The 26,624-nt window shown below is 42.2% G+C and carries 21 protein-coding genes; 12 read left to right on the forward strand and 9 right to left on the reverse strand.

Annotation, left to right across the window (positions count from 1 at the left end):
- Positions 1–116 precede the first annotated feature (116 nt).
- Both QWZ07_RS15575 and QWZ07_RS15580 read left to right on the forward strand, forming a co-directional pair.
- Complete coding sequence (locus QWZ07_RS15575) at positions 117–869, forward strand: SanA/YdcF family protein (protein WP_065111147.1); 753 nt, start codon at positions 117–119, stop codon at positions 867–869.
- A 245-nt stretch (positions 870–1,114) separates the two neighbouring features.
- A complete protein-coding gene (locus QWZ07_RS15580) occupies positions 1,115–2,485 on the forward strand; it encodes an SLC13 family permease (protein ID WP_017110916.1) in 1,371 nt (456 codons plus the stop codon).
- 189 nt (positions 2,486–2,674) lie between these two features.
- Here QWZ07_RS15580 and QWZ07_RS15585 read toward each other — a convergent pair whose 3' ends face one another.
- Together QWZ07_RS15585 and QWZ07_RS15590 are read right to left on the reverse strand one after the other, a co-directional pair.
- The gene (locus tag QWZ07_RS15585) at positions 2,675–3,025 is read right to left on the reverse strand and encodes a GlpM family protein (RefSeq protein ID WP_017106708.1); all 351 of its coding nucleotides are present in this window, start codon (positions 3,023–3,025) and stop codon (positions 2,675–2,677) included.
- A gap of 122 nt (positions 3,026–3,147) precedes the next feature.
- Positions 3,148–4,443 carry a GGDEF domain-containing protein gene (locus tag QWZ07_RS15590; protein WP_065111145.1) on the reverse strand — a complete coding sequence of 432 codons (1,296 nt, stop codon included), beginning with the start codon at positions 4,441–4,443 and terminating at the stop codon, positions 3,148–3,150.
- Between the two features lie 292 nt (positions 4,444–4,735).
- Here QWZ07_RS15590 and QWZ07_RS15595 point away from each other — a divergent pair, with 292 nt between their 5' ends.
- The gene (locus QWZ07_RS15595; RefSeq protein ID WP_192853399.1) at positions 4,736–5,560 is read left to right on the forward strand and encodes a DUF2797 domain-containing protein; all 825 of its coding nucleotides are present in this window, start codon (positions 4,736–4,738) and stop codon (positions 5,558–5,560) included.
- Positions 5,561–5,692: 132 nt separating this feature from the next.
- Here QWZ07_RS15595 and QWZ07_RS15600 read toward each other — a convergent pair whose 3' ends face one another.
- Both QWZ07_RS15600 and QWZ07_RS15605 read right to left on the reverse strand, forming a co-directional pair.
- Positions 5,693–6,985, reverse strand: a complete 1,293-nt coding sequence (locus tag QWZ07_RS15600; protein ID WP_192853400.1) for a sensor domain-containing diguanylate cyclase — start codon at positions 6,983–6,985, stop codon at positions 5,693–5,695.
- A 242-nt stretch (positions 6,986–7,227) separates the two neighbouring features.
- Entirely contained in the window at positions 7,228–8,112 is an 885-nt protein-coding gene (locus tag QWZ07_RS15605) for a LysR family transcriptional regulator (protein ID WP_102278048.1), read from the reverse strand.
- 196 nt (positions 8,113–8,308) lie between these two features.
- On the opposite strand from QWZ07_RS15605, the gene QWZ07_RS15610 reads away from it, so the two are divergent.
- The gene (locus QWZ07_RS15610; RefSeq protein ID WP_192853401.1) at positions 8,309–8,980 is read left to right on the forward strand and encodes a type 1 glutamine amidotransferase domain-containing protein; all 672 of its coding nucleotides are present in this window, start codon (positions 8,309–8,311) and stop codon (positions 8,978–8,980) included.
- Positions 8,981–9,160: 180 nt separating this feature from the next.
- Here QWZ07_RS15610 and QWZ07_RS15615 read toward each other — a convergent pair whose 3' ends face one another.
- The 4 genes from QWZ07_RS15615 to gad all read right to left on the reverse strand — a co-directional run bounded on the left by QWZ07_RS15615 (position 9,161) and on the right by gad (position 15,315).
- Positions 9,161–10,396, reverse strand: coding sequence for a cysteine desulfurase-like protein (locus tag QWZ07_RS15615; RefSeq protein ID WP_192853402.1), 1,236 nt, complete (start codon positions 10,394–10,396; stop codon positions 9,161–9,163).
- On the reverse strand, positions 10,380–11,036 hold the full coding sequence (locus QWZ07_RS15620) for a 2OG-Fe dioxygenase family protein (RefSeq protein ID WP_029223539.1): 657 nt from the start codon (positions 11,034–11,036) through the stop codon (positions 10,380–10,382). The genes QWZ07_RS15615 and QWZ07_RS15620 overlap by 17 nt, the downstream gene beginning before the upstream one ends.
- A gap of 911 nt (positions 11,037–11,947) precedes the next feature.
- On the reverse strand, positions 11,948–13,840 hold the full coding sequence (aspT, locus tag QWZ07_RS15625) for an aspartate-alanine antiporter (protein WP_081279890.1): 1,893 nt from the start codon (positions 13,838–13,840) through the stop codon (positions 11,948–11,950).
- Positions 13,841–13,929: 89 nt separating this feature from the next.
- Positions 13,930–15,315 (reverse strand): glutamate decarboxylase, encoded by a 1,386-nt coding sequence (gene gad / locus QWZ07_RS15630; protein WP_017110925.1) that lies wholly within the window; start codon positions 15,313–15,315, stop codon positions 13,930–13,932.
- Positions 15,316–16,130: 815 nt separating this feature from the next.
- Between gad and QWZ07_RS15635 the strand changes: the two genes are divergently transcribed.
- The 5 genes from QWZ07_RS15635 (at position 16,131) to QWZ07_RS15655 (ending at position 23,062) form a co-directional block, all read left to right on the forward strand.
- On the forward strand, positions 16,131–16,982 hold the full coding sequence (locus QWZ07_RS15635; protein ID WP_192853403.1) for an efflux RND transporter periplasmic adaptor subunit: 852 nt from the start codon (positions 16,131–16,133) through the stop codon (positions 16,980–16,982).
- Complete coding sequence (locus QWZ07_RS15640; protein WP_192853404.1) at positions 16,979–18,808, forward strand: FUSC family protein; 1,830 nt, start codon at positions 16,979–16,981, stop codon at positions 18,806–18,808. The genes QWZ07_RS15635 and QWZ07_RS15640 overlap by 4 nt, the downstream gene beginning before the upstream one ends.
- Before the next feature lie 400 nt (positions 18,809–19,208).
- A complete protein-coding gene (locus tag QWZ07_RS15645; protein ID WP_192853405.1) occupies positions 19,209–20,219 on the forward strand; it encodes a phospholipase A in 1,011 nt (336 codons plus the stop codon).
- A gap of 28 nt (positions 20,220–20,247) precedes the next feature.
- On the forward strand, positions 20,248–21,105 hold the full coding sequence (gene pdxY, locus QWZ07_RS15650) for a pyridoxal kinase PdxY (protein WP_192853406.1): 858 nt from the start codon (positions 20,248–20,250) through the stop codon (positions 21,103–21,105).
- Between the two features lie 295 nt (positions 21,106–21,400).
- Entirely contained in the window at positions 21,401–23,062 is a 1,662-nt protein-coding gene (locus QWZ07_RS15655; protein WP_192853407.1) for a winged helix-turn-helix domain-containing protein, read from the forward strand.
- An 89-nt stretch (positions 23,063–23,151) separates the two neighbouring features.
- On the opposite strand, the gene QWZ07_RS15660 is transcribed toward QWZ07_RS15655, so the two are convergent.
- Positions 23,152–23,556 carry an RNA polymerase subunit sigma gene (locus QWZ07_RS15660; protein WP_065105502.1) on the reverse strand — a complete coding sequence of 135 codons (405 nt, stop codon included), beginning with the start codon at positions 23,554–23,556 and terminating at the stop codon, positions 23,152–23,154.
- 418 nt (positions 23,557–23,974) lie between these two features.
- On the opposite strand from QWZ07_RS15660, the gene tolC reads away from it, so the two are divergent.
- The 3 genes from tolC (at position 23,975) to QWZ07_RS15675 (ending at position 26,619) form a co-directional block, all read left to right on the forward strand.
- On the forward strand, positions 23,975–25,297 hold the full coding sequence (gene tolC, locus QWZ07_RS15665; protein ID WP_192853408.1) for an outer membrane channel protein TolC: 1,323 nt from the start codon (positions 23,975–23,977) through the stop codon (positions 25,295–25,297).
- A gap of 90 nt (positions 25,298–25,387) precedes the next feature.
- On the forward strand, positions 25,388–25,753 hold the full coding sequence (locus QWZ07_RS15670) for a hypothetical protein (protein WP_192853409.1): 366 nt from the start codon (positions 25,388–25,390) through the stop codon (positions 25,751–25,753).
- Positions 25,754–26,253: 500 nt separating this feature from the next.
- Positions 26,254–26,619, forward strand: coding sequence for an HdeA/HdeB family chaperone (locus QWZ07_RS15675; RefSeq protein WP_192853410.1), 366 nt, complete (start codon positions 26,254–26,256; stop codon positions 26,617–26,619).
- Positions 26,620–26,624: the final 5 nt, after the last annotated feature.

Consider the following 26,624-nt stretch of genomic DNA (forward strand, 5'->3'; position numbering starts at 1 on the left):
CCGCAGGGGCTTTTTTCTTTACATTGTCTTGTCTTTTTAACTGATTTTTCTCATTTTTATTTGGTATTATCGAGCACTCAAAAAATTATGCTCATGCACAAAGGACCTTACCGAGAGTGAAATTCGATTCTCATATCTTCCGCAACTACTTACCTAAAGCTTGCAAGAAACTGCAAGGCTTTCTGTATGGCTCTTTCCTAGTCTTTCTGGTGGGCAGCGCTGCAGTTATTGCGATCGATTTTTGGGTTTCATGGCAGGCTAAAGATCGCATCATCTACGAAATCGATGAAGTCCCTGAACGCGAAGTCGCCGTTGTGCTTGGCACCAGTAAATATTTGGGCAGAACGCTCAACGATTATTATAAATATCGAATTGAGGCCGCAATTGAGCTTTTTGATCGTGAGAAGGTCAATCAATTCTTACTGAGTGGCGACAATGCTCATCGTTCTTATAATGAACCTTGGACGATGAAACGTGACCTATTGAGAGCGGGTGTCCCCGACGAGCGTATCAATCTGGATTATGCTGGCTTTCGAACTTTGGATTCCATTGTTCGTGCTAAGAAGATATTCGATACCGATAACTTCCTGATCATCACTCAAGAATTTCACTGCGAAAGAGCACTGTTTATCGCAAATTCTTATGATATTCATGCGCAATGTTTGGCGGTTTCCGGCCCAACTCATCACTCAGGCCTCTCAATACGTTTAAGAGAAGTTTTTGCACGAACCAAAGCGTTTCTTGATCTGTATATTATGGGCACGACACCCAAGTTTTTAGGGCCCAAAGAACCGATTCAGCCGAACCCAAAACAAGAATCATCCCCTATTCCTAGCCCAATTGCAGACCCAGCAGATACCGATGTGTAGAAATCTACACATTTTAAATTTGTTGCCTCACACTTCCCCACTGTTACACAAAAACACACCAACACGCCTTTATTAACTTAAGTAACATTCTCCCAACAAAGTCTGACCCTACATCAAGCCATACACCTCGAAGCTTTTTACTTTGAGGACTGTATAACTTGAAAACAAGATACCTCGAAAATAATAAGCACCACTCAATGAAGTCGGTGCACCAATAAAACGAGGATAAACAAAAGGAGCGTCTTATGACGGCACTTGTTACTACACTGAAACACTGGTTGTTTACCCGCAACAGCATGATATTAATCGGCAATTTCGCGTTATTTGCACTTTTGATCAATACCCTCCCGTTCGAAACACAAGTGAACACTGGCCTAAGTATTCTCGTGTTTGTTGCGATCTTATGGTTAACCGAGGCTATCCACGTCAGCATCACCGCTTTGCTCGTTCCCCTATTGGCTGTCTTGTTCGGTGTATTTAACACGCCCGCTGCTTTGGCTAACTTTTCGAACCCAATCATCTTCCTATTTATGGGTGGTTTTGCCCTTGCCGCCGCGCTCAACAAGCAAGAGTTAGATAAAGCGATTGCTGACAAAGTGCTGATACTAGCGAAAGGCAAAATGTCGGTGGCGGTATTCATGCTATTTGGTGTGAGTGCTGGATTATCAATGTGGATTTCAAACACAGCGACCACCGCGATGATGTTGCCTCTTGTTCTCGGCATCATGAACAAAGTCGACCAAAGTGAAGACCGCAACACCTACGTTTTCGTCCTATTAGGTATCGCTTACTGTGCATCAATCGGTGGTATTGCAACCGTGGTAGGTAGCCCACCGAACGCAATCGCAGCCGCAGAAGTTGGCCTAAGTTTTACTGAATGGATGGCGCTTGGTCTACCGATCACGATGATCTTACTGCCAGTCGCGATGATTATCCTGTATGTGATGACTAAGCCAAAGCTTGACCACAAATTCGAGCTAGACCACGCTCCTGTTGAATGGACGAACAGCAAGAAAATCACACTGTCTATCTTCCTTCTAACGGTAACGCTTTGGATATTCGGTAAGCCAATCAATGCAATGATCGGCGGCTTCTCGAAGTTTGATAGCTTGGTTGCGATTGGCGCGATTGTACTGCTTGGCGCTTCTAGAGCGGTCGAGTGGAAAGATGTTGAGAAGACAACGGATTGGGGCGTATTAATCCTATTCGGTGGCGGTATCTGTTTAAGTAACATTCTGAAAGCGACCGGAACCAGCGTATTCCTAGCGCACTCTCTAAGTGGCTTTTTAGAAACAGCAGGCGTTCTGCTAACGATTCTAGCGGTAGTAGCGTTCGTCGTATTCCTAACGGAATTCGCAAGTAACACAGCCAGTGCTGCACTGCTTGTCCCAGTCTTCGCAACCATTGCTGAAGCACTAGGTATGTCGCCAGTTATCTTGTCAGCTCTAATTGCTGTTGCCGCTTCTTGTGCGTTCATGCTGCCAGTTGCGACACCGCCTAATGCGATTGTCTTTGCTTCTGGCCACATCAAGCAGAAAGAAATGATGCGAATCGGTATGGTCTTGAACCTAGTTTGTATCTTAATACTAACGCTGTTCGCTTGGATCTTCTGGTAAGCACGAACGCCTTATAGTTAGGCTATACCTAAACTGGCTGCAGCTCCCCCGCTCAGCCAGAATAAAAATAAAACGCTTTTCCCTTTTGGTGGCCCCGCGCCACCTTTTTTGTTTTTGTACTGGCTACTGGCTACTGGCTACTGGCTACTGGCTAAATCAAACAGCTCATCACTCTTCAGAACAACCTCATTAAATCGCACTGGGTACTAAGCGCGTCCAACCTAACAGCAACATAGAAGCACACATAACCCAAACAACAGTAGCTAATGAGAGTGTCGATACCAAGTTATAGCGATAACTGAACACATAAACCGCACCAAGATAAGCCGCGTATGGCACCAGCGAAAACAGCCCAAATAGCGCCGTAGTGCGTAACTCCACCATAGTTTGTTCAGTACCAACAATGTAATGAGCAATCAAAGCGAAGGTAGGAAACAACGGCACTAAGCCAGCGATGTAAAAGCTCTTACTCTTCGACAACAGCGCAATCAGTAAAACGGCAGCTGCACCAAGCAAGCATTTAAAAAACAGTGAGATCATTTCAATACATTATCCAACAAACCAACAAAGGCTCTAGAGGGTAAACTCATATAGCGCTCATAAAAACGCCACACGTCACATATGCACGTGTGGCTTATAAAGTAATCGACACAATTATCAGATTAGTGACTCAAGATCACCTGATTTCGCCCAGAATGCTTCGCTTGATATAAGGCTTCATCAGCGCGTGCGATCGTCTCCGTCACCCTCTCTTGCTTCATTTCAGCAATGCCAATACTGCAAGTGAGCGAGTCGCCATGGATCCAGAGATGTTGGCTGACCAAAAGTCGAATCTTCTCAGCTTTTCTTTGGGCTTCACCCGCTTCGGTTTCAGGGCAAAAAACAATAAACTCTTCACCGCCCCAACGCACCAATTTATCTGTCGCGCTAATAGAACTGCCCACCACCATACTGAACTCACGTAAAATATGGTCGCCCATTTGGTGTCCGTATTTGTCGTTCACACTCTTAAAGTAATCAATATCCAAATACAGCATGCTCAGCTTTCCATGGCCCTGCTTCACATGCTGTGACTGCATCTTCAACCAATCACGAATCGCGTGACGGTTGAGTATTCCAGTCAACTCATCTCGGTGAGCCATTTCTGAAAACTCGAAGTTTTGTTCTCTCAATGCTCGATTGACGTTCTTCAAGTGATGATGTCTTTTCTCTGCAATCACCATACGCTTTCTTGATCGGTGCAACTCTGAAAGCAGGAACACAGTGCCCGTACCTACCCAAACAAACAGCAAGATCATAAACAAGCTTTCACCCGTGATATACGTACCTTCGAACTCTATACTGCGTATGACAATTCGATGGTGACCAAGCTTCGCACCCGATGCCGTCGCGAACTCCACCATGTTGACATTCGAATACTCAGGCGCTGAGTGCTCTAGCGCAATATCGTTATCGGCGAGCCACCATGTCATCACTTGTAAATTGTCGATCGGAATCTCAATAACTCCACCATCCACGCCAGGCGAAAACTCCATACCGTTGTACTTATGCGTGTACTCGTCATCAGGAATTGAGTAAGCGGGATTATAGTTGCGTAGATACGTTCTTAAACGGCCGCTTGAATCCGCTTCCGCATGATAATCAATATTCACTCTAAAGGTGTGGTACTGCGAAAGGTCAAGGCCAACGGTGATGTCTGGGTTAATACGAATCGATAGGCCGCAATAAGGCCACGGATACTCTGACTCTTTAAGCTCACAGTCGAGAATATACTGCCCATTTTGATAGGATAATTGGGACGTACTGACGCCTCTATCTACTTGATCGCTGGTCGCGATAAATTCATATTGGTCAGGCGTAATTGCCGTTATCACACGATTTCCGCTCACACGGTAATACTGGACAATCGCCAGTGTCGTGATAACTAAAAAGATGACTATTTTATGGATCCACTTCACGTCTAAGCTTCCGGCTTAAGGTCCCTATAGTTGGGATTTCACGATAAAAAATAAGTTAGGTAAATTAGTGATCTTAATGCCAATAATTTACTAAAAAACGTTATATCACGCCTGAACAAAATGTCATACCATAATTTCATCCGCGAATTATTCACGCCGAGAATCAAGTAATATTGCGTATAAAAACAGGCTCTATTTGTTATACTCATCGCATAATCATCGTTAACCGTAGCGCCTGCTGACAGAGCGTCCGAGTCGACGAAATAATAATCAAAATACAACGAGTAATGTCATGTCTTTATTAGCAAAAGGAACACTCAAGAAAATGAGTGCTTCGCTCGATGGTGCGGTTACCTACCGTTTACCTGTCGGTGAAGAGTTTGTAGAGCTAAACCCTCTGATTGGTAAAACCATCAACCTCACTCACACCGGTAATATTTTTTGCTGCTCGTGTGGCAAGAAAACCAAGAAAAGCTACTCTCAAGGCCACTGCTTTGTGTGCATGAGAAAGCTAGCAAGCTGCGACATGTGCATCATGAAGCCAGAAACTTGCCACTACGAAGAAGGCACGTGTCGTGAACCTGAATGGGGCGAAGCGAACTGCATGGTTGATCACTTCGTTTACCTGTCGAACACATCAAGCCTTAAAGTGGGTATCACTCGTCATACTCAAATCCCGACTCGCTGGATTGACCAAGGTGCTACTCAAGGCCTACCAATCTTGAAAGTGAAAACTCGTCAGATTTCTGGCCTGATTGAAGTTGAGTTAGCGAAACATATTGCTGACAAAACTAACTGGCGCACCCTGCTAAAAGGCGATGGCGACGACATGGAGTTGGTAGAAAAAGCCAAAGAACTCTTGCCATTGGTTGAGGATAAAATCCAAGAGATCAGAGCGAATTTTGGTGACGATGCTATCGAGATACTAAGTGAGAACATCACGTCACTCAGCTACCCAGTTGAACAGCACCCAGTGAAGATTGTCTCGCACAACTTTGATAAGAATCCAGAGGTGACAGGTGTACTTCAAGGCATTAAAGGTCAATATCTAATCCTAGATACGGGTGTGATTAACATCCGTAAATTTGGCTCTTACGAAGTTGAAGTGTCTGCATAATTTGTAGAGCTTAAGCGTTTCTCATCGTGAGAAAAGCTTAGCTAATAGCCAAAACTAACAATGCCCTGAAGCCAACACTTCAGGGCATTTTCGTTAGGAATTCGCTTCGTTTTGAAACATTAATTCGAGGAATTAGAGCGCTACCACATCGCCACATACGCGATTCTTGCCAGCCGCTTTCGCTCGGTAAAGAGATTGGTCAGTTAAGTTAACCAGCGCGTCGATAGAAACAGTGCCTTCGCAAGCTCGACTATCACTCACTCCGATACTCACGCTCACATTAAAACGAACTTGCTCATCAATCTTAAATTCGGTTTGATTAAACTGTTGGCGAATCAGATCAGCGACTTGATGAGAAACTTGAGGTGACGCGTTAGGGATAAATACAATGAATTCTTCACCGCCCCATCGACCCGTTACACCACCCGCTTTCTCGACATTACACTTGGTAATATTAGCCAAAGCACAAATAACCTCGTCACCCACCATATGCCCGTAAGTATCATTGATCGATTTGAAGTCATCGATATCCAGCAGCATACATGCGAGATGAGTGCCTGAAGCAAGATGCTCCCGTAACCATTCATAAATGGCTCTTCGGTTAAGCAAATCGGTCATTTCATCGTAATTCGCTTGGTGAACCAACCGCTTTTCCAGCATCACTTTTTGAGTCACGTCTTCAAGCACAACCTGAACGGCGGGCTGATCTTTCCAAGTAATCGCATTGTCATAAATATTAAAAAACCGATGAACACCGTCGAACCCAATATTTTCAACCACCGTGCTCGTACCCGACAGTTCACCAGACACAATCGCTTGATAGTGCTTATAAATACCATCTGTATTTTGCTGTGGCACCAACTCAAGAATGGATTCCAGCGCTAAGACTTGTTCAATGGAAGAGCCACCTTGCAGTTTGACCCAGGATTGATTGACCATCAACGGCTTAAAGTCTCGGTGAACTAAGATGCCCTGCCCTGATTGCATGATCATATCGTGGTACATCTGGTCTTGCTCACGCACCACATTTTGCAGCTGAATCGCAGGAGAAAGGTCGATGACGGTTACTTGCAGTGCAGGCCTGCCTTGCCACTCAGTGACATGGTCAATAGAGAACACCGTGAACTCTCTGCCATTGCGATCAATATTGGTATAGGTATGAACCTGAGGGTCTCGTTGACCACCGACGGTTTCTAGATAATTTTTATAGGCCGCAACATGAAAATCTTCTGGAATGAGATCCAGAAAGCTATCGATATTAGACAGTAGTTCTTCGGGGGATGAGTACCCATAGATGCGAGCATAATTAGCGTCAACACTAACTACATTCATATCTTGAATAGTTATTACACCGTACGTGGATTCGAAATTTATTGAAGACATGGCCAACTCCGCACTCTCGCTATACTCTTCAAACTGGAGCATAACAACAAACCCTGCCAACGCTTCCACACAATCTTTCACGCGTTAGGGACATTAATATTGCCTGTAGTATATCGTACTGTTGCGGGCTTCTCTACAATTCAATCACTAGCACGAGTCAACAAAAGTAGACAAGTCTCTCAATCCTATTGTTCGCGTCAGAAAACAGAAAAAGATAACCTATATCTATGTAACTATTATCTTTTTCTAATTGTGGTTTTAAATTGAACGACGTAAGCCGTTCGTTACTCATTCCAATCGGAAAAATAAGCGACTAAGAAGTCGATAGCCAGCCTTGCTCTCTGTGGAAGAAAGCGACGGTTCTGGTATACGATCCAACTGCTTGTACCTGCTCCCCAATATTCTTCTAGCACTGGAACGAGCTTTCCATTGGCAAGACCGCCATTGAAGCTGCTTTTGGGAAGATAAACAATGCCAAGCCCTTCTTCACAAGCTTTCAGTACCGCACTCGAGTTATTGCTTTTCCAACGCCCATGTACGCGCACCGCATTTAACGGTTTTCCGTCTTTCTCAAACAACCACTGATCACTGTTGGCAATAATACAGCTGTGCAACTTCAACTGTTCAGGCTGTGTTGGAGAACCGAATTGTTCGATGTAGTTCTGACTCGCGGCCGCTGCCATCGGGCGATCGACAAGCTTCCTTGCCACCAAACCCGAATCATCAAGTCGGCCATAACGAATCGCGAAATCAATACCATCTTCGATGAAGTTAACCATATTGGTATTGAAGTTCATTTCGATAGTCAGATCAGGATGGTCTTTCGCAAATTCCATCAAAGCTGCTGCAACATGATTCTCGGCAAACGCACCCGCCGCACTGACACGTAAAGTACCGCTCAGCTGAGCTTGTTGAGACGTGACTTGTTCATTCGCCTGTTGCAGCCCAATAACCAGATCTTTACATTGCTGATAATAGGTATGCCCAGACTCGGTCAAACTCACCATACGAGTGGATCGAGCCAGTAAAGCCACGCCTACCCGCTCTTCTAATCTCGATACTTGGCGGCTGACATGGCTGGTACTGCAACCCAGCTGTTTCGCGGCCGCAGAAAAGCCGTGACACTCGGCTACCGCCACAAATTCATTAATACCTTCAAAGCTATCCATACTTCACCTGTTTACATCTAACGAATTCACATCCGACTAATTCACCTCCACTATTGCTATATAGCAATAATGTTTTGCCTACTCGGCATATTATCACTCAAATGGTTTACTACTAGTATTACAGGTAACGAAACAGCGGTATCTAAATCAAAACAACGACGCTGAAACCAAACAAACGTGCTCAAAGGAACGAATCATGAAAAAAATACTAATCCCAGTAACTAACCACGCAACATTAGGCGATACAGACCAAGCGAACGGTACATACGCTCCAGAACTGACTCATGCACTGAAAGAGATCATTGCTGCGGGTTTTGAGTACGACATCGCGTCTATCAAGGGTGGTAAAGGTCCACTGTATGGAACCGATATTGAAGGTGATTCAGTAAACACCGAGATCTTGGCTGACGATGACTTCCAGAACCGCATTAACAATACGATTCCTGTAAGCCAAATTAACGTAGAAAACTACGATGCTATCTTCTACCCAGGTGGGTTCGGCTTGCTTTCAGACCTAGCAACTGACGAGCAATTCGCAACGATTTCAGCTAAGCATTATGACGATGGTGGTGTGATCGCATCAGTATGTCACGGCCCAGCAGCACTGCTTCCGATTGTTCTAAGCAATGGCGAGAAGCTATTAAGCTCTAAATCGGTGACTGGCTTTACACGCGAAGAAGAGATCGACTTTGGTACGATCAATGACATTCCGTTCTTATTGGAAGAATCTCTTGCTCGTAGCGCAGCGCGTTTCAACAAGGTTCAACCTTGGCATGAGCTTGTAATTGTTGATGAGCGAGTAATTACCGGCCAAAACCCAACCAGTGCGCACGCAGTAGGTGCAGCTCTAGTTAAGCAACTGTCTTAGTTAAATCACGGACTTTAGCGATTAGCGATTAGCGGCTTTAGTCTTAATAGACTTTGCTAAACAGATATAAGTTCATGAAACAAAAAGAGCATACTTCCTACTCAATATTCTTGAGAGAAGCATGCTCTTTTTTAATTCTGTAGCTATTAAGTGCCTGTGACTTTTTGCTAATTACTTCTGCTAGTGGCTTCGCAAGATCCCTTCAAGCACATTGAACAACAAGTCGATCTCTTCAATCGAGTTGTAATGCATACAACCAATACGCACCACACCCTGCTCTTCAATACCCAACTGTTTGACCAAACCTAATGCGTAGAAATGTCCATTCCACACACAGATATTATGCTCACCCAATTTCTTAGCGATGAACTCTGGAGAATGGTCATCAAAGGTAACCGCAAACGTCGGGGTTCTTAGATTCGAATCAAACTCGGTTTTCCCGTAAAGCTTTGCCCCTTCAAGATCGGACAAGCGTTTCAGGAAGTACTCACTGAGTTGGCTCTCGTGCTTGTTATACAGCACGTAGCTTTGCTCTAAACGAGAACGCAATGAATCGGCGGGATCGCCTAACTGTGCCAAGTAATCCACTGCCGCAATCACACCGGCAAGGCCTTCAAAGCTTTGTGTTCCTGTTTCAAATCGACCTGGGCCGATATTGGTTGCAGGCTCAACCTTGTAAGGCTTTAAAGTATGTAGCCATTGAGGCGCAACATAAGCAATGCCAACATGCGGGCCGAAGAACTTATAAGCCGAGCACGCTAAGAAATCACAATTCAGTTGCTGAACATCGATCAAGTGATGCGGTGCGTAATGCACGGCATCGACATAAACCTGCGCACCATGCTGATGTGCAAGCTCAATAACTTTCGTCATATCGACAATCGAGCCTGTCGTATTCGAAGCAAACGTCACCGCGACAAGCTTGGTTTTCTCGTTAAGCAGCGATTCAAAATGCGCCATATCCAAACTGCAATCCGACTCGTCTACCCGAACTTGGCGAACAATCGCGCCTTTGTCGTCCGCCGCTTGCTGCCAACTCGATACATTTGAGTAATGGTCTAACGCTGTGACGATAACTTCATCGCCCTCTTTCCAATCGCGGCTGATCGCTCGGCTAAGTTGGAAGGTCAACGATGTCATGTTCGCGCCGAACACAACGTTGCCAGAAGACTCCGCATTAAGCAGTGCTTGCGCCGCTTCTCGCGCTTGCTGCATTAAGCTTGTGGTCTTTTGGCTAGAAAAATAGTGGCCGCCTAGGTTTGAATTGAAATGGCCCAGGTATTCGGTCATTGAAGCTAAAACATTCTCAGGCACCTGAGATCCACCCGGGCCATCAAAAAAGGTCACAGGCTTGCCGTTATGATATTGGCCTAAAGCACTAAACTGTTGGCGTACATCATTAAGAGTGAAGGACATTGCGCGCATCCTTAGCTGTTAGAACAAACACATCCATATAGCCCATCTCATCGTGGTCTATGGTGCGAATCGGCTGTGCATTGTGCCAAAGCTTACTGTCTGCCAGCATTGCAACCTCGCCATCACCTAACACCTTTCTAAAAAATGGCGCTTCATGTGAGTCTTGATACAGCATGATTTCACCACCCACAATGTTGTGACGGTTCACGCCGATTAAAGCGATATGGTCAAAACCATCTTGGTGAACCCCTTCAGGAGCAACCTGAGTCTCTTCAAAAATAGCGGCAATACGGATTTGATGGATTTCGATTTCTTGTCCGTCTTCAAGCCCGTTGGTTTCAATAAACAGTTCACACATTTCTTGCATGCCTTCACTGCCTAAAATATTCGCTTCAATCGGCTCGAACTGACGAACAACGTCACCTTGAAAGTGATTAATGTTTTCAGACTGAACAAAGTTATGTTTGTCTTGCTCAACGACCTGTCCATTACTGAATTGAACCACCGAGTACCTTCTCAATCGAAACTGGCCATCCGCATGCTCTGTGCTTGGTAGCTTAGAGAATGATGGTGACAACTCCTCAACCGCGTGGTTACTGAGGTGGGTAATATGTAGGGTATTTTCGTGAGCATGTAACATCATCGACTCCTTAATGATTGTTAATTTACTTTCGATATTTAACGTTTTATTTACATAAAGGATACTTGAAGATCTTGTCAAATCAACATTAAACAATCATTTATCCCGTCAGATTTAATAATTCAGACACTAAATCCAACTTAAAAATCAAAAGCAGTGTATAACACCAGAATAAAAGATGACCAACTCTTAAAACTAGCACACTCCACTAGATAGTTATAAATACCTACAAATTTAAATTTAGCGATATTATAAACTAGCAAACCAGGTTTCATATTGTGTCAGCCCTTTCGCTTCAATACGCCAGCCTCCTTGCATGAACTCAGGCACCACGCTCGCCATCATTCATTTCTATGCTTTTGCACAGCAAAATACGACCTACCTATCAGTTGCCAAGCTATTGATTATTTACACAACAAACTGAAATTGGTTAATTTATGACTAAGCCAGAAACCAAACGCCTTTGCTTGCGCGTCTGGAACAGGTCGAGTTCGGGGGGAACTCGGCCGCCCTTAATGGTTTACTTCCTTTCAGGTCGTGGCTTCACTGATCTTCCTCGTAATAAGCTTTTATCTAGAGTCTTGATGGCCTGAAGTGTGCTAACGCTAGGTGCCCCCCTTTCTCTGACAGTTTGTTGAATAAGTTAGTTTTGCCTATACAAGCAACGTATTTAAACAACTAAGATCACAGTAGTTACTTAGGGAAGTGTCGAGAACGTATGGATTCATGCCTCAAATGGATATCAGTCCTTATCGTTGGTTTGGCCACGATAAATCCTGTTTGATTGCAATAATTAATGACACGGCCAGTGATATTAGTATCCCGTTTTTCATTGCTTGTAATCTTGTTGGGTGAACGAAAAAAAGCCTCGTGCGAGTAGCAAGAGGCTTTAATTATTAGTGAATTCTAGGTTAGTAGAACAGCACCATGAACATACCGATGAGTGTCAGTAGAGTGTTCGATACAGCGTAAGGTACGGTGTAGCCAAGCATTGGGATATTACTTTTCGCTTTTTCTCCAACCATTGCAACCGAAGCTGTACTGGTACGAGCGCCACCACAAATACCTAGGTTCAGTGCTGGATGAAACTTAAAGATGTATTTACCAATCAATGGTGCCAGTAGCATTGGGATTGCTGTCGCTGCAGCACCAATTACGAATAGACCTGCGCCAGCGTTTTTAAGGCCTGCAACAAAGCCAGGACCGGCAGAAATACCAACAATAGCAATGAAGATGTTTAGGCCGACAGAGTTCATAAACCATTGCGTCGGTTGTGGCAGACGAGCAAACGTTGGGTGTACTGAGCGCAACCAACCTAATATCAGACCACCGATTAACACACCACCTGATACTGACAAGGTCACAGGTGCGCCGTCAACATTAACCACCAATGCGCCAAGCAGACCAAAGATAACGATGAATAAACCAACCCATACCATATCTGTTTCTGTCGTTGTTCTATCAACGTGACCGACCGCTTTTTCCATACGCTCGGTATGAAGAGTGGTACCAGTCACTGACAGTACATCGCCACGATGAATATCCGTTTGAGCAAGCATCGGGATTTCTTGACTCGCCGCGCCACGAGTAATTTTGTTTAGGTAAACACCACGAGTGTAATCTTCTTTTGCTAGTTCAACCAAAGTGCGGTTAGCAAATTTTTTGTTGGTGACAACAATATCGACCGTTTCAAGAGGCAGATTATCTAGCTCATCATCAACGACTTCTGTCAAATACTGCTGAGCATGAACCAATGCGTCTGTGTGACCAGTTAATGCAATCACATCTTTTGCCATCAGTGGGCTGGCTGCATCAAACTCAATCATCTGACCATTGCGTTTAATTTTCTCTATGAACAAACGCTCTTCTTGGTGCTGAGCTTCAAAGTCAGCTACCGTTTTGTTGTTGATGTTGTCTTGAACTTCATAAGTACGAGACTCTGTGCGATGCCAAACTCGTGCAATACCTTCTTCAGGTGTGCCTTCTGACATTTTTTGTTCGTAATCTTTGCAGGCTTCTTCTAGATCAACGCCCAACAGTTTTGGCCCCACGTACGCTAGAATCATACCAGTACCAATAGTACCGAACAGGTAACAAATTGCGTAAGCCACCGGAATTTGATCGAGTAACTCTTGAGTATTGGCAGCGCCAGATGAGTTAATCGCATCGGTTGCAAGACCAATTGAAGCTGAAATCGTTTGTGCGCCAGCCCAAAGACCAGCGGCCAGACCTACGTCGTAACCGGCCATTTTTGCGCCAGCATAAGTTACAGCAAAGCACAGAAGTGAAATAACCACGGCAAAGATAGCTTGTGGAGCACCATTTTTTGCAACACCTCGAACAAACTGTGGACCAACGCCATAGCCGACAGCAAACAAAAAGAGCGTGAAGAAAATTGATTTAACTTGCGATGATATCGAAATATCAAGCTGACCAATTAATACGCCGGCAATCAAAGTGCCTGTTACTGCGCCAAGGCTAAAGTGACCAAATTTGATAGCTCCTATCCAGTAACCCACAGCGAGAGTCAGGAAAATAGCCAGTGCTTGGTGCTCTCGGAATACTTTCACAATCCACATTGGTTCTGCTTTTACAGATGCTTTCACAGCGGATTTTACAGCAGTGGTATCTGTTTGTTGCGTAGATGCTTGTTCTTGTGCTTGCGCCGAATTAATGAGATTGAAAGAAGGCGTCGCTTGCGTCGCATCAATATTAATGGTGCCAGCGAGCATGAATATGGCAAGCAAGCTTAGAAATACATGTCTGACAAATTTTGTCGGGCACAGTTTGGATAAGAATGTCATGAAAACCTCAAAGATGTTGATGGTAATTTAGTTTGTTATTAATTAAGTGATGACTGGGGCTAAGTGAATAGCCCCAAATTGCGTTCGGATTAACCGTGGTTGAATGAGCTTGCGCTGTCTTCATCAACAGAGTTCACAACAGGGAATTTGTTGAACTTTTCAATCGTACGCTTAAGGTCTTGAACCAATAGATCAACCATGTCACGACTCACACCGTGGCGAATAAGCACACGCATGATGACCAAGTCTTCACGGTTAGAAGGCATTGAGTATGCTGCGATCTGCCAGCCGCGAGCACGAATTGCATCGCTTAAGTCAAACAGGTTAAAGCCTGCATCAACGTCGTTTTTCAAGCTAAAGCTCATTGCAGGGATACCGCCACGACCATCATAAATAATGTCAAATAACCCTAATTTCGCGACTTCGTCCGATAGATATTGTGCTGAGTGGTAACAAGCATCGTGGATGCGTTTGTAGCCTTCTTTACCTAGGCGTAGGAAGTTGTAGTACTGAGCTACGATCTGGCCGCCAGGACGAGAGAAGTTGAGAGCAAACGTTGGCATATCGCCGCCAAGATAGTTCACACGGAAAATCAAATCTTCCGGAAGATCACTTGCTTCACGGAAAACAACCCAGCCCACACCAAGAGGAGCTAGACCGTATTTATGGCCAGATGCATTGATAGATTTCACTCGAGGAATACGGAAATCCCACTCAAGCTCTGGGTCGCAGAATGGTGCGATGAATGCGCCACTTGCGCCATCGACATGCATCGGAATATCAAGACCTGTTTCTGCTTCTAGTTTGTCTAGGGCATCTGCGATCGCTTTTACAGGTTCGTACTGACAAGTGAATGTCACGCCCAGTGTCGGTACCACACCAATGGTATTTTCATCAGCAAGAGCTAGAACTTCTTCAGGTGTCATCAGAAGGCGGTCACCTTCCATAGGGATTTCACGAAGCTCAACATCCCAGTATTTTGCAAATTTGTGCCAGCACACTTGAACAGGACCACAAATCAGGTTTGGTTTATCTGTTGATTTACCTTCTTTGCGACGTTTTTCACGCCAGCGCCATTTCATAGCCATGCCACCTAACATTGCAGCTTCACTTGAACCTGTTGTTGAACAGCCCATCGTGTTTTCTGCATCTGGTGAGTTCCAAAGGTCAGCTAGCATACGAACACAACGGTCTTCAATTTCTGCGGTTTGTGGGTACTCGTCTTTATCAATCATGTTTTTGTCGATGCACTCATCCATGATCTTATGGATATTGCCATCCACCCAGGTTTGACAAAAAGTCGCTAGGTTCTGACGAGAGTTTCCATCTAGGATTAATTCATCAGAAACCAATTGATAAGCAGCGTCTGGATTTGATTCATCACTTGGAAAAACGTGATTGTTAATAGTGCTATCAAGTAATTGATCCGCAAATACGTCATCAGCAGCTTGGTTGTTTTGTTTGTTGTTTAGCATGTTTTTCTCCGTTACATAATTAATAATCAAGGACAGGTTTGTTTACTGTTTAAAACCAGTCTTAGTTGGGACGAGATGAATTATTACCGAATCAGAATATAAAACCATCAATTAAAAATAAAAGAGTCATAATTAAAGAATCAGGAAAAACATAATGGAAGAAAAATGATAAAGAAATAATTACTTGAGTTATTTCTTTGAAATGACAATTTTTCAATTTTTAGGAAAATAGTCATGGAGATACTATTTCAAAATTTACGCCAGAACCCAAAATACAGATTCCTCCTTTGCCTACTAGAGTTAAAGAAGCTCTTAAAAATCAATATCAATATCAATATCAATATCAATATCAATATCAATATCAATATCAATATCAATATCAATATCAATATCAAGAAAATATAATACATATAAATCAACAATTTAATATTTTTGTGCATATTAAAATTATGAATTAATGATGTAAGTGTAATTATTTAATCTTTCCGAATAGATATACTTCTTGGCAACTTATCGAGAGTGGTCAGCAGAGTTTCCTAATATTAAACATCAGTAACACATATTAATTACGTTTGTCCGCTCAATATCAAAACCATTATTAATGGGTGTTAAAATGAAAGACCAACTATTATTTGGCAACGTTTATATACCGAGTTTTATGATACTTGTTATTGTTAGCTTGTTTGCTCTAATGTTAGTTAAGTACTTTCTTGGCAATGTACTAAGAAAGAATAAAATCATGAACCCTTCTTTATGTGAACTATGCCTAGTAATCATTGTTGCTGGGCAGTTTTTATTATTACAGGTAAAATAAAATGAATGTATTTAAAGTATTATTGCCCACAGCTCTTGTTATTGGTGCCGGCTTGACTTGTTATACCTCTTGGGTGGCATACACAGATTCTTTGTGGACTCGTGATGCAAAAATACACGTGGAGATTGCGCAAATCTCGCCGAAGGTATCTGGGGAAATTACTCGTATCGCGGTGACAGACAATCAGTTTGTCCATGCAGGTGATTTGTTATTTACCATTGACGATATGGATTATAATAATAACGTCTCTGATGCCACGTTCTCAATGCTAAAAGCAGAATCTGAACTCAATCAAGCGAAGAATGTGTATCGTCGTGACTCGAAATTATTGTCTGCACGATTGATTTCACCTGAGCAGGTAATGTCAGAAAAGTTGCAAGTTGATGCCAATAGAGCTGAGTATAAGAAGGCAAAACTAGACCTAGCTAAAGCGCAGTTAGACTTGAGTCGTACCCAAGTGGTTGCACCGCAAGATGGTTATGTCACTAACCTTCAACAACGCCAAGGTAACTTTATTAATACTGGCGAAACCTTTGTAGCATTGGTGGAAAGCAACACTTATTACATTCAAGCTTATTTTACCGAAAACAAAATCAAAGAAATTAAAGAAGGGGCGATTGCAACTATCACACCTTACTCTTCTGGGGACACCTTTGAAGGTACAGTGGACGGAATTGGACGTGCGATCACCGACCAAAGTGCCGATAGCTCTGGCTTGGTATCAAATGTAGATCCCACCGTCCCTTGGGTGCGTTTAGCGCAACGTGTGCCTGTTCGTATTAGCATTCCACATGAAGTCATCGTAAATGAGAGACTGATTGCGGGCACCACTGTCTCGGTTACAATTCAATGATGTTACTTAATTGGGCACGGCAGTGGCTCGATCCTGACTCTGCCATTTTTGGTTTTCGTTTTGCTGTTGCCGTAGTGTTGACTTGGGTTTTGTCACAGCTGTTTGATTCAGATTCCACTGGAACGGCAATGATGACGACAGCCATTATTCAAATCACAGGTACTCGGGGAGCCAGCATCCGAAAAGCCATGGCGCGTCTTGCAGGCACTTTTATGGGGGGCGCTTATGTGTTGCTCATAGCAAGTGTGACTTTGATTGATGCATGGCTTTTTAACAGCTTCATTATTTTGGGCATTGTAGTTAGCCTTGGCATCGCTTCTTATTTTCATCACCGAGTTTCGTACATGTTTGCCATTGTGGGCGTAACGTTATCATTGGTTGGATTTCCTGTGGCAGCGGACCCGAATATGGCAAACCTCTTCGACCACGTTCAACTACGATGTGTAGGTATCTCGTTTGGGATAGTGATGTCTATGGTAGCGAGCCTCATGATTCCGTATCCGGATGATAAGCGTGAGCTAACGTTTGTCAAAAAGCAGACAATTCATTTTATCAACACACTTTTTCAATCGGATGCGTCCTCTGTCACTAAATCAATCCGAATTTTTTTGACGATGATTGGCCGAAAATGGCTGGCAGTGGATGATGAAATCTTTGGTAGTCAAAGCGATATGGCTGCCAAAATATCAAGCCGTACAAGTTTTTACGATTGTATCAACATTGCCATTATGGGTATTGAACTGCGTAACATGGGTGATTCTGCTGGTATGACCCAAGATGCATGGCAAGCATTACAAGAGAGTGACTTCATACTTGAAGCAAGTTTTGCACAAGAGTGGTCACTGACAGAAAGTGACTTTTTCTCACTTTTTCACTTTCAAGTTAAGCAATTTGCCGCCCAACTTAACAACTTTTCGCAGCAAAACGGCCTAGTAAAAACTAGCGAGACACAATTTGTAGATAAAATTAGCGATTTTACCGATGGTTATTTGGTGCTAATCAATATGTTCAGGGCAGCACTAGCCCTTTTTCTATTGTCATTTATGTGGATTGAACTGCAGTGGCAAGATGGAATGGGTGCAATGATCATGGCTGGTATGGTGGTATCGGTCTTTGCGGCAAACCCTGGTGCAGAAAAAGCATTTAGTCCAAACATTTATGCCCAGTTTTTGGCTGGAGGATTTGCCTTCTTAGTCAACTTTATTGTCATGCCCATAGGCTCACCAATCATTGTTTATACGGTGGGGTTTATGGGGATTTACATCATGGCGTATTGGTTTAACCAGAGTAAATCGCTATTAAAAATCATCATGATGGTCTCGTTGTTCTCTTGGAGTAATCTTGTACCGACAACCAGTATACCTACTTTTGATTTTGCTCATTTCTTAAACACATTGGTAGCGAATATGGTGGGATTAATTGTGCTTTGGCTTTCTTACCAATTAATACCTTCTAGAACGGCAGTAGATATTGTTAAACGTCGTGTTGAACAACTGGTGCGTAAGGTCAAATACAAGCATAAGAGTGCCATTAACCAATTGAATTTGAACAATCTGTTTTTATCATTTTATCCTCACGTATTAGGTGAGAATGAAGATGATACGGTATTTCGGTTGCTCTACACCAAGTCCATTGTTCGTGTGCTAACAAACGAAATGCTTGATAGCGTGGAGCGCGACGTGCTCCTTTCTTCTTTGGACAGTGATAAAGAGCAACTCCTGAAAAACCAAGCGTTGCTGAAGCTTGTGAGTAGCAGGGTTAGTGATCAAGCACAGTTAAATTACAATTGGTTTGCGCTAATGAAGTTATGCAATAGCACACCTTAACCGTGGCAACCTATATAGAGATTGGTTCGCCAATCTCTATATAGGGTAGGAGTAGCTCGCAATGTAACGATACTTGTCATCGACGTTAGTTCGACAACGCTGTTTGTTTTTATAAAGAGTCTTGTGCAGGGATAAACTAACCTGTCATGACTGTTTTATCTCCATTTTATTTTTTCGGCTAAACTGTTCGATCCAACATAACGACCAATATAAGCTGCTGATTTTATTTACTTAAAATGTATATTTTATATTTTTAATAGGTTTTATTTTTGTATAGCGAAGAGAAAATCATCAATGATTTAAAGGTTACGATAAAATGAAATTTACTTTATTTATTCGCTGACGGTATCGCGCATTATTCATATCGAAACTTACTTAACGATATGAAAGGTAGCGAACGATGAACACTTACATAAACCGTATTAATCAACCTTCTCCGCAGTCTAAAGCTTTACTGCTACTTCTTTCCTTAGCTGCGTCACCGGTTATGGCTGATGATACTCGAACCGATTCTGAACAAACGTTTGATAATTGTGTATTACGTCAAATCCATATGGATGTTGAGCAAGACAGCCTAGAAAAAATTAAAGCTCAGTGTGAGCAAGAAAAAACAGCGGGCCATGCTAAAACCACAACACGACATGAACTAGAAAAAGAAACGGCAGAGAACCCTTTTGTTATTACGCCTTATCGTCAGAACTACCTACTACCGATCACTCATATGAAATCGGTCAATAAAAACCCATACAACTCTGAGGTATTCGGCGATGCAGCCGATGGTTTGAGCGATGAAGAAATCAAATTCCAGATAAGCTTTAAAGTGCCTTTGATTACGGATGATATCTTCAATGAAAGTGACGAGTTGTACTTTGGTTTTACATTAAAATCATTTTGGCAGGCGTACTCGTCTGATATCTCAGCGCCCTTTCGAGATACGAACTATCGCCCAGAAGTGTTTTACGAAACAAAATTGCCTATCGAAGCTGGGGATGGCTTATGGTTCTCTCGAGTTGGTTATGAGCACGAATCAAACGGTCGTACTGATGAGTTAAGCCGAAGCTGGAACCGAATTTATGCGGGTGTGGGTTACGAGGAAGATAATTTTATGATGTACGTTGAACCTTGGTATAACCTGGGCGGAATGGACAGTGATAACACCGATATCGAGGACTACCTTGGTCACTATGAAGTGACGACAGCGTATAAATATGACGTATTAGAGTTCACTGGCGTGGGTCACTACAACTTCAGAACAGGCTACGGCGGTCTTGAAGCGGGCGTCAGCTTCCCACTCTTAGAACACGTGCGTGGGTACGTGCAGTATTTTAATGGTTACGGTGAAAGCTTGATTGATTTTGACTATCACAACCAACGTATTGGTGTCGGCATCTTGTTGACTGATATTATCTAATAAACTGAATTTAAAAGAGAAGCTTTCGATGACAAATATTATATCAATTCAATCACACGTTGTTTTTGGTCATGCCGGTAACAGCTCCGCCGTTTTTCCAATGCAAAGAATGGGCGTTGAGGTTTTGCCAATTCATACCGTTCAGTATTCTAACCATACTCAATATCAGCAAGGCTGGACGGGGCGAGCGTTTGACGCCTCAGATATTGACCAGTTGATTTCGGGATTAAACAATATCGGGCAGCTTGATCAGTGTTTTGCCTTAGTCTCAGGCTATCAAGGAAGTGCAGCTCAATGTGATTCTGTTGTAACGGCGGTTAACACCCTTAAAACCCGTAACTCACAAGCTTTGTATGTATGCGACCCTGTAATGGGTGACCCTGAAAAAGGGTGTATAGTACCTGATGAAGTCACCGATAAACTGGTCAACAACCTGATGCCGATCGCTGATGTGATTGTTCCTAATCAATTTGAACTGACTCAATTTACTGGGATGAAAATTGAATCACTTGATGATGCAGTGAAGGCGTGCGCATTGGCCTTGAGTAAAGGTCCGAAAGTGGTGTTAGTGAAACACTTGCATAGCTTGTCAGATGAAAATTTCTCGATGATGTTAGCAACAGCTGAAGGCACTTACTTAGCTCAGCGCCCTAAACTAGAGTTTGCCAAACAACCGGTAGGCGTTGGTGATTTGATCACGGGCTTGTTTTCTGCAGGCCTATCAAAAGGTTTATCGGCAGTCGATGCTTTTAGGCATGCACACAACGCAGCGTTTGGGGTATTAAAAATGACTCAAGACTGCGGGGAGTGGGAGTTGCAAACCATTAAAGCGCAAAATGAATTTGTCCAGCCTACTTACGATTATCCTGTACAAAAAGTAGGTTAACACTCTAAAAATCCAGTGGCGGTGAGTACGTAAATCAATGGCGGATATTGTCAATGAAACGCGAGACAGATTGGGTGCTCTTGCTACCATACTTCGATGAAAAGAGCGCTAACACAACCAGTTGTCAGTGAAGACGTTAGAAGGTTACTCCGAAGCGTATTTAAGCGCAAAATAAGCTATTGATTCTAAAGAGCCTCAATAATGAAAATTATCGAGGTTTTTTTGTTTTTTGTACAATTCTATCCTATAGTTTTTAACTAAATACAATAAGTTATAAAGAGTCTCGACAGAATTTATGAAGAATCAAAAAGTGCAGTATAAGTTCGACGAATGGTTGTTTGTTCCCTACGAGGATAAGTTTATCCTAGATGGAGAGACCATTGTTATTGATAATAGACTTTCCAAACTATTTCATTTCCTTTGTGAGTACCCAGATACTGTCTTTTCAAGAGACGAGCTGATTGACGAAGTGTGGAATGGTTCGATTCTTTCTGATCAAGTTATCACACAGGCTATTTTTGAGCTTCGTAAAATTCTCAAACAGCATGGGAATCACCCTCATGGATATATTGTTACGGTACCCAAACGAGGTTATAAATTAGACGCTACTGTTGATCGGACAATCGAAGCTCCGAAAGTATTGATTGATAGTGTTTTTAGAAGTGAATCGCTAGAAACTGAAACGTCGGACAATTCAAATGAAGGCGAAGTGCAACCTGAAACAGAATCTGCAGAGTCTGTTATCGCAGAGACTAAAGAAGTTGAACAATCTGAGGCTTTCAATGAAGACCCGGTTGCTGAAGAGCAGGCGCAGACGTCAACACCGTTAGTCGAGCCTACTAAACCCAGTCATCCGCCAGTACAGCCACCAAAGGCACAGACAAAAGAGCCCAAATCAACTAACGTAAAAAAAGCACCTTTGCTGATTATCGTTGCTGTGCTCTGTGCCGTGATAGTCTCTTGGTTTTTTATTAATCAGAACCAAGCCCCAAGCACACATGTAGCGACAAAAGATATCGTTGAAACACCAAGTTATTTATCTCTTGAGCCTAGATACATTCATGTGATTATTGATGATGATGTAAGAAAAGATGATTTGAAAGTCGGTGTCATCAAAACGTTATTAGACTTTTTAAAAACATATCAAGATTTTCGGATTATCTATGATGGTCCCGCTGCCAAGTTAGCGGCAAATGAGATTCACTTTAAAAGCAGTACAAATCAAAATAAAGAACTGTTAGAGATAGAGTATTTCAATCGTATATCGAAACATAAGCATTTAGACCGCAAATATGATGTATCTAATCAAGCATTGAAAAGATCTATAAAATCGTCGTTGGATGATTTACTGGATTCATTCAATCTTGATATCGATAAACAACAGATAGCGAAACTAGTTAATGAATTACCTGATGATAGCGTCGCATTAAACTCAATCTTGACCGCCCACTCAGCTACCTACCATGGTACTTCAGAGCTAGAAGCTCTTGAACTGATAAAACAAGCCGAGATTTACGCACCAGAAAATCCTTACATTGTGGCTTCGGGTTATATCTATAACCTTTCTTATATGTATTTGAATCCCAAGCAAGATAATACAACGTTAATTGCAGAACAAAATGAAAGAGCACTACGAAAATTCACGTCATTCTCAGAAGAAGGACGTAACACTCCAAGAGTAATAGAGGCTATGGTAATGATGGCCTTATCACAGGATGATACTGTAGCAGCCAATTCGTTACTTAATACGATACCTCCAAATCGCCGTTCGGTTCTTTTTTATATTCTAAGTGCTAAAAAAGCAGAGTTAACGGGTAATCGAGATGCCGCAGAAGAGCTTTATTACTATGCGGTATTAGAGGCTTCGACCACTTTAGTACTCGATCTATCTGAAGTCCTATTTTTCAACAGTGATTTATCGGATATAAAGACCAAAATAGAACTGAGCTCTCGTTAGAAACTAGCAACCAGATACACAAAAGGCACGGTAACTGAGGTTACTGTGCCTTTTGTGTTTGAGTTCATTCACCTTGTGTTCGCTTTACCTTAGTTAAGGATGGTATAACCACGTTCAGTCATACAGTTTCTCATCACTTTGTCTTTTTCTCCTGAATATTGCATAGAAGCTTGTTCTTTTTGCGCTGAACCGCCTAAAAACCCCGTCACCAGTCCAATGCCCGCGCCTATCTCTGCGCCTGTTGAACCTGAGCCACCGCCGATTGCAGCTGCGCCAGCACCTAGAGCCGCTCCTCTGCCAACATGCCTAATTGTCGTTCTGCCTGTGCTCTGTGTTTGTTGCAACTGCACTTGGCTACTCAATTGTTCACATTGATACATATCAGCACTGTATTTTTCCTGATCTAAACCTTTTGTGTCGATGATTAAGTTTTGTGAGAAAGCTTGCGGAGCAACCGCAATTGCCATTAGTGATAGTAAAAGTGGTTTTTTCATTTTCTTATCCGTTAGTTGATTAATTAAGATGATCATAACGGATGACAAATCTGAATAAATAAAGGCCGTATAAACCATATCTAATAATCTTCTACTGCAAAGCCACCATCAGAACGTTTTTAATTTCAGGATAAAAACCAGATAAAAATTAGATAAAAACTCAATAAAACTTAATCCTATCCTGTTGTTTTAAATAGATTATATAGAAAGTAGCATAGTGTAATTAATTGATGATAACAAAGCTTGCTTAGTACCTTAGTATTCTCACCACGTTAACCACATCCTATCTAGGAGAGAATATGCCAACTCCAACAAAATTATACCATTCAGAGACATTGAATAAGCTTCGTGATCTGATAACTCCAGCCGCTTTAGTTACTTTTTAATGAAAAAACTTCATATTTAATACGGTATCAAAATGAAAAATAAGACAAAAATTACTCCTCTGATCTTGTTGGCGATGAGTGGAGCGGTAAAAGCGGATTCACTGAGTGAAATCTATGGTTTAGCCAAACAACATGATCCTGAACTGCTTGAAGCGGCTGCTCAACGTGACAGCGCATTTGAGGCGATCAACTCAACAAGAAGTGACTTGTTACCACAAATTGACCTAACTGCAGGGTACGTCTATCAAGATACAGATCGTCATGAGGCTGACGGTAGTTCTGGGAACGTTAACCTTGGATTAGTCCAGTCGATATACGATCGCGGCAGCTGGATATCTCTCAGTATTTCTGAAAAAACGGCACGTGAAGCTGATGCTCGTTATGCGGTTACTCAGCAATCTGTGATTTACAATATAACAGAAGCTTATTTTGATGTTTTATCTGCGAAAGATAATCTTCGTTTTGTGCAGTCAGAGAAAGAGGCTTTAGATAAACAACTCAATCAAACTGAACAACGTTTTGCAGTGGGCAGTGCTCCCATTACTGATGTTCAGGATGCACAAGCGCAATATGACAATGTTGTAGCGCAAGAAATACAGGCTCAAAATTCGGTAGAAAACGCTTTGGAAGAAGTACGAGCGATTACCGGACAGCCTGCTTCAAACCTTTCTGTTCTTGATATCAATCGATTCTCGACTTCGATGCCTGAACTCTCTGCAAATGATCTTGTTCAAAAGGCAAGTAATGAGAACCTACAAATTTTAGCCGGACGTATTCAAAAGGATATTGCTAAAGAGCAAATCTCACTCGCTGATTCTGGTCATTTACCGACAATTTCATTGACCACAGGTTATGAATACACAAAGAATTTTGATGAACCGAACAACCCAGTAACAGGTTATACGCAAGATGATGATGAGAACTTATTCAACATTGGAGTATCTATTGATCTGCCAGTGTATTCCGGCGGACGTGTCACTTCAGAGGGCAAACAAGCTCAATATCAATATGTTGCTGCAAGCCAGGATCTAGAAAGTACTTATCGCGACGTAGAGAAGAATATTAGAGCAATCAATAACAACATTCGTTCAGCTATTGGGTCGATAAAGGCTTATGAACAATCATTGGTGTCTGCAAAGTCAGCGCTAGAGGCAACAGAGCAAGGCTTTATGGTGGGAACACGAACCATGGTAGATGTTTTGGAGAGTACGCAAAACGTTTATCAAGCCAAAAAGAACCTATCGGATGCTCGTTATCAATATATTTTATCAAGAGTTCAGCTGAAACAGGCTACTGGTTCACTAAGTGAGCAAGACATTTTTGATGTGGACGCTGGCTTAACTCGAATCCATTAATTGCGCTCTTAGAATACTATCCATGTGCTCCCAAAGCTTGGGAGCAATACAAATTACTATGGTGCAAGTGCCATTGAACAGGCAAACAAAATGAAAAATTTAACTCGAAATGTAGTTATCACTCCACAAACGCAATCAATGATTAATGAACAGTTATCAGCTTTAATGCAGTTAACCGAAGGCGCTTTACACGTTGAGTATGAAGCTAAATTCAATATTGTATTCCAAGATTATGAAATTAAAGTATCTGCGTTCCTGCCAAGCCAAACCTTTTATCTAAACAGCACTGATTGTGATTTGGACAAGGGACTAGAAGATGCATTTCTTGGACTCCAACATAAACTACAGAAATATGATGATAAAAAGGCAGTTAAACAAGCCATAGCAACTAAGATAAGTCAGGTGGTTCATGCTCTGAATGGTAATAGACAAGCTTTGCTTGCCAAGATTCGTTAACCCAAATCAAAAGCATCATTGCGACAGAATTAAATTTACTTACGTCCAATCCACATTACGAATAAGAGCTGTTTGAAACTTTCTTTCGAGAGTTTTATGCGGCTCTTTTGCATCTGTTATTTATGTTGCGCCATGACCTCGCTGTCGGGCTCTCTGTGATGCCATCTTTTTATCGGCACTAGAACATGATCTTCCTACACCGATACTGTACATAGTTAAGGCGTTTTTTAGTGATAAAAACTGTCTCACGTAGCCCATCAGAAATTGAGTTTTGGCAAATTCACTAAAACTTAGTAATCAGTCTTTAGAAATAGATAACGCACTATGTAGCTGGCTATAAAAAGTAGATAAACTAATGATAAAAGAGCAAAGCGAATTAACTCTAACCACTTGTTATAAAGGTCAAATTTAATAATTAGTTTTTGATTACCCTTAATTTATAACAATGTGTAGATGTTTCATTAGTATTTCTCTCACACCTACTCAATGAGAGAAACAACATGACAAATAAACTACTTAACCTTTCTATTGTAACGCTCGTAACATTTTCTACATTTGCTCAAGCAGCAAATGATGACATTTTAGATACAGCATCCACAACAGCAGAAATACAGGTTGAGTCAACTATTACTTGTGCCGATTTTTTGGAACTAGACCAAGAAATTATCCCTATCAGCGTTAACTATTTAATGGATTGGGATTCAGAAACACAAAGTATTGATACTCATAAAGTTGAAGATTTTGACACTATCGATATCACTCAGATTGTGGAAGTTTGTGAACAAGAACCAACGGCTTTAGCGGTAGAAGTTATTGAACAACAAACCGCAAAAACAAACGCAAAAAAAATTGAAAAAGCACTGTAGGACTA

The sequence above is a fragment of the Vibrio lentus genome (assembly GCF_030409755.1).
GTDB lineage: Bacteria > Pseudomonadota > Gammaproteobacteria > Enterobacterales > Vibrionaceae > Vibrio > Vibrio lentus.

Bases quoted from the DNA above. Each gene is read 5' to 3' on its own strand.
- QWZ07_RS15580 (WP_017110916.1), top strand. From the start codon at position 1,115: ATGACGGCACTTGTTACTACACTGAAACACTGGTTGTTTACCCGCAAC.
- QWZ07_RS15585 (WP_017106708.1), bottom strand. From the start codon at position 3,025: ATGATCTCACTGTTTTTTAAATGCTTGCTTGGTGCAGCTGCCGTTTTA.
- QWZ07_RS15595 (WP_192853399.1), top strand. From the start codon at position 4,736: ATGTCTTTATTAGCAAAAGGAACACTCAAGAAAATGAGTGCTTCGCTC.
- QWZ07_RS15600 (WP_192853400.1), bottom strand. From the start codon at position 6,985: ATGCTCCAGTTTGAAGAGTATAGCGAGAGTGCGGAGTTGGCCATGTCT.
- QWZ07_RS15605 (WP_102278048.1), bottom strand. From the start codon at position 8,112: ATGGATAGCTTTGAAGGTATTAATGAATTTGTGGCGGTAGCCGAGTGT.
- QWZ07_RS15610 (WP_192853401.1), top strand. From the start codon at position 8,309: ATGAAAAAAATACTAATCCCAGTAACTAACCACGCAACATTAGGCGAT.
- QWZ07_RS15615 (WP_192853402.1), bottom strand. From the start codon at position 10,396: ATGTCCTTCACTCTTAATGATGTACGCCAACAGTTTAGTGCTTTAGGC.
- QWZ07_RS15620 (WP_029223539.1), bottom strand. From the start codon at position 11,036: ATGTTACATGCTCACGAAAATACCCTACATATTACCCACCTCAGTAAC.
- aspT (WP_081279890.1), bottom strand. From the start codon at position 13,840: ATGACATTCTTATCCAAACTGTGCCCGACAAAATTTGTCAGACATGTA.
- gad (WP_017110925.1), bottom strand. From the start codon at position 15,315: ATGCTAAACAACAAACAAAACAACCAAGCTGCTGATGACGTATTTGCG.
- QWZ07_RS15635 (WP_192853403.1), top strand. From the start codon at position 16,131: ATGAATGTATTTAAAGTATTATTGCCCACAGCTCTTGTTATTGGTGCC.
- QWZ07_RS15640 (WP_192853404.1), top strand. From the start codon at position 16,979: ATGATGTTACTTAATTGGGCACGGCAGTGGCTCGATCCTGACTCTGCC.
- QWZ07_RS15645 (WP_192853405.1), top strand. From the start codon at position 19,209: ATGAACACTTACATAAACCGTATTAATCAACCTTCTCCGCAGTCTAAA.
- pdxY (WP_192853406.1), top strand. From the start codon at position 20,248: ATGACAAATATTATATCAATTCAATCACACGTTGTTTTTGGTCATGCC.
- QWZ07_RS15655 (WP_192853407.1), top strand. From the start codon at position 21,401: ATGAAGAATCAAAAAGTGCAGTATAAGTTCGACGAATGGTTGTTTGTT.
- QWZ07_RS15660 (WP_065105502.1), bottom strand. From the start codon at position 23,556: ATGAAAAAACCACTTTTACTATCACTAATGGCAATTGCGGTTGCTCCG.
- tolC (WP_192853408.1), top strand. From the start codon at position 23,975: ATGAAAAATAAGACAAAAATTACTCCTCTGATCTTGTTGGCGATGAGT.
- QWZ07_RS15670 (WP_192853409.1), top strand. From the start codon at position 25,388: ATGAAAAATTTAACTCGAAATGTAGTTATCACTCCACAAACGCAATCA.
- QWZ07_RS15675 (WP_192853410.1), top strand. From the start codon at position 26,254: ATGACAAATAAACTACTTAACCTTTCTATTGTAACGCTCGTAACATTT.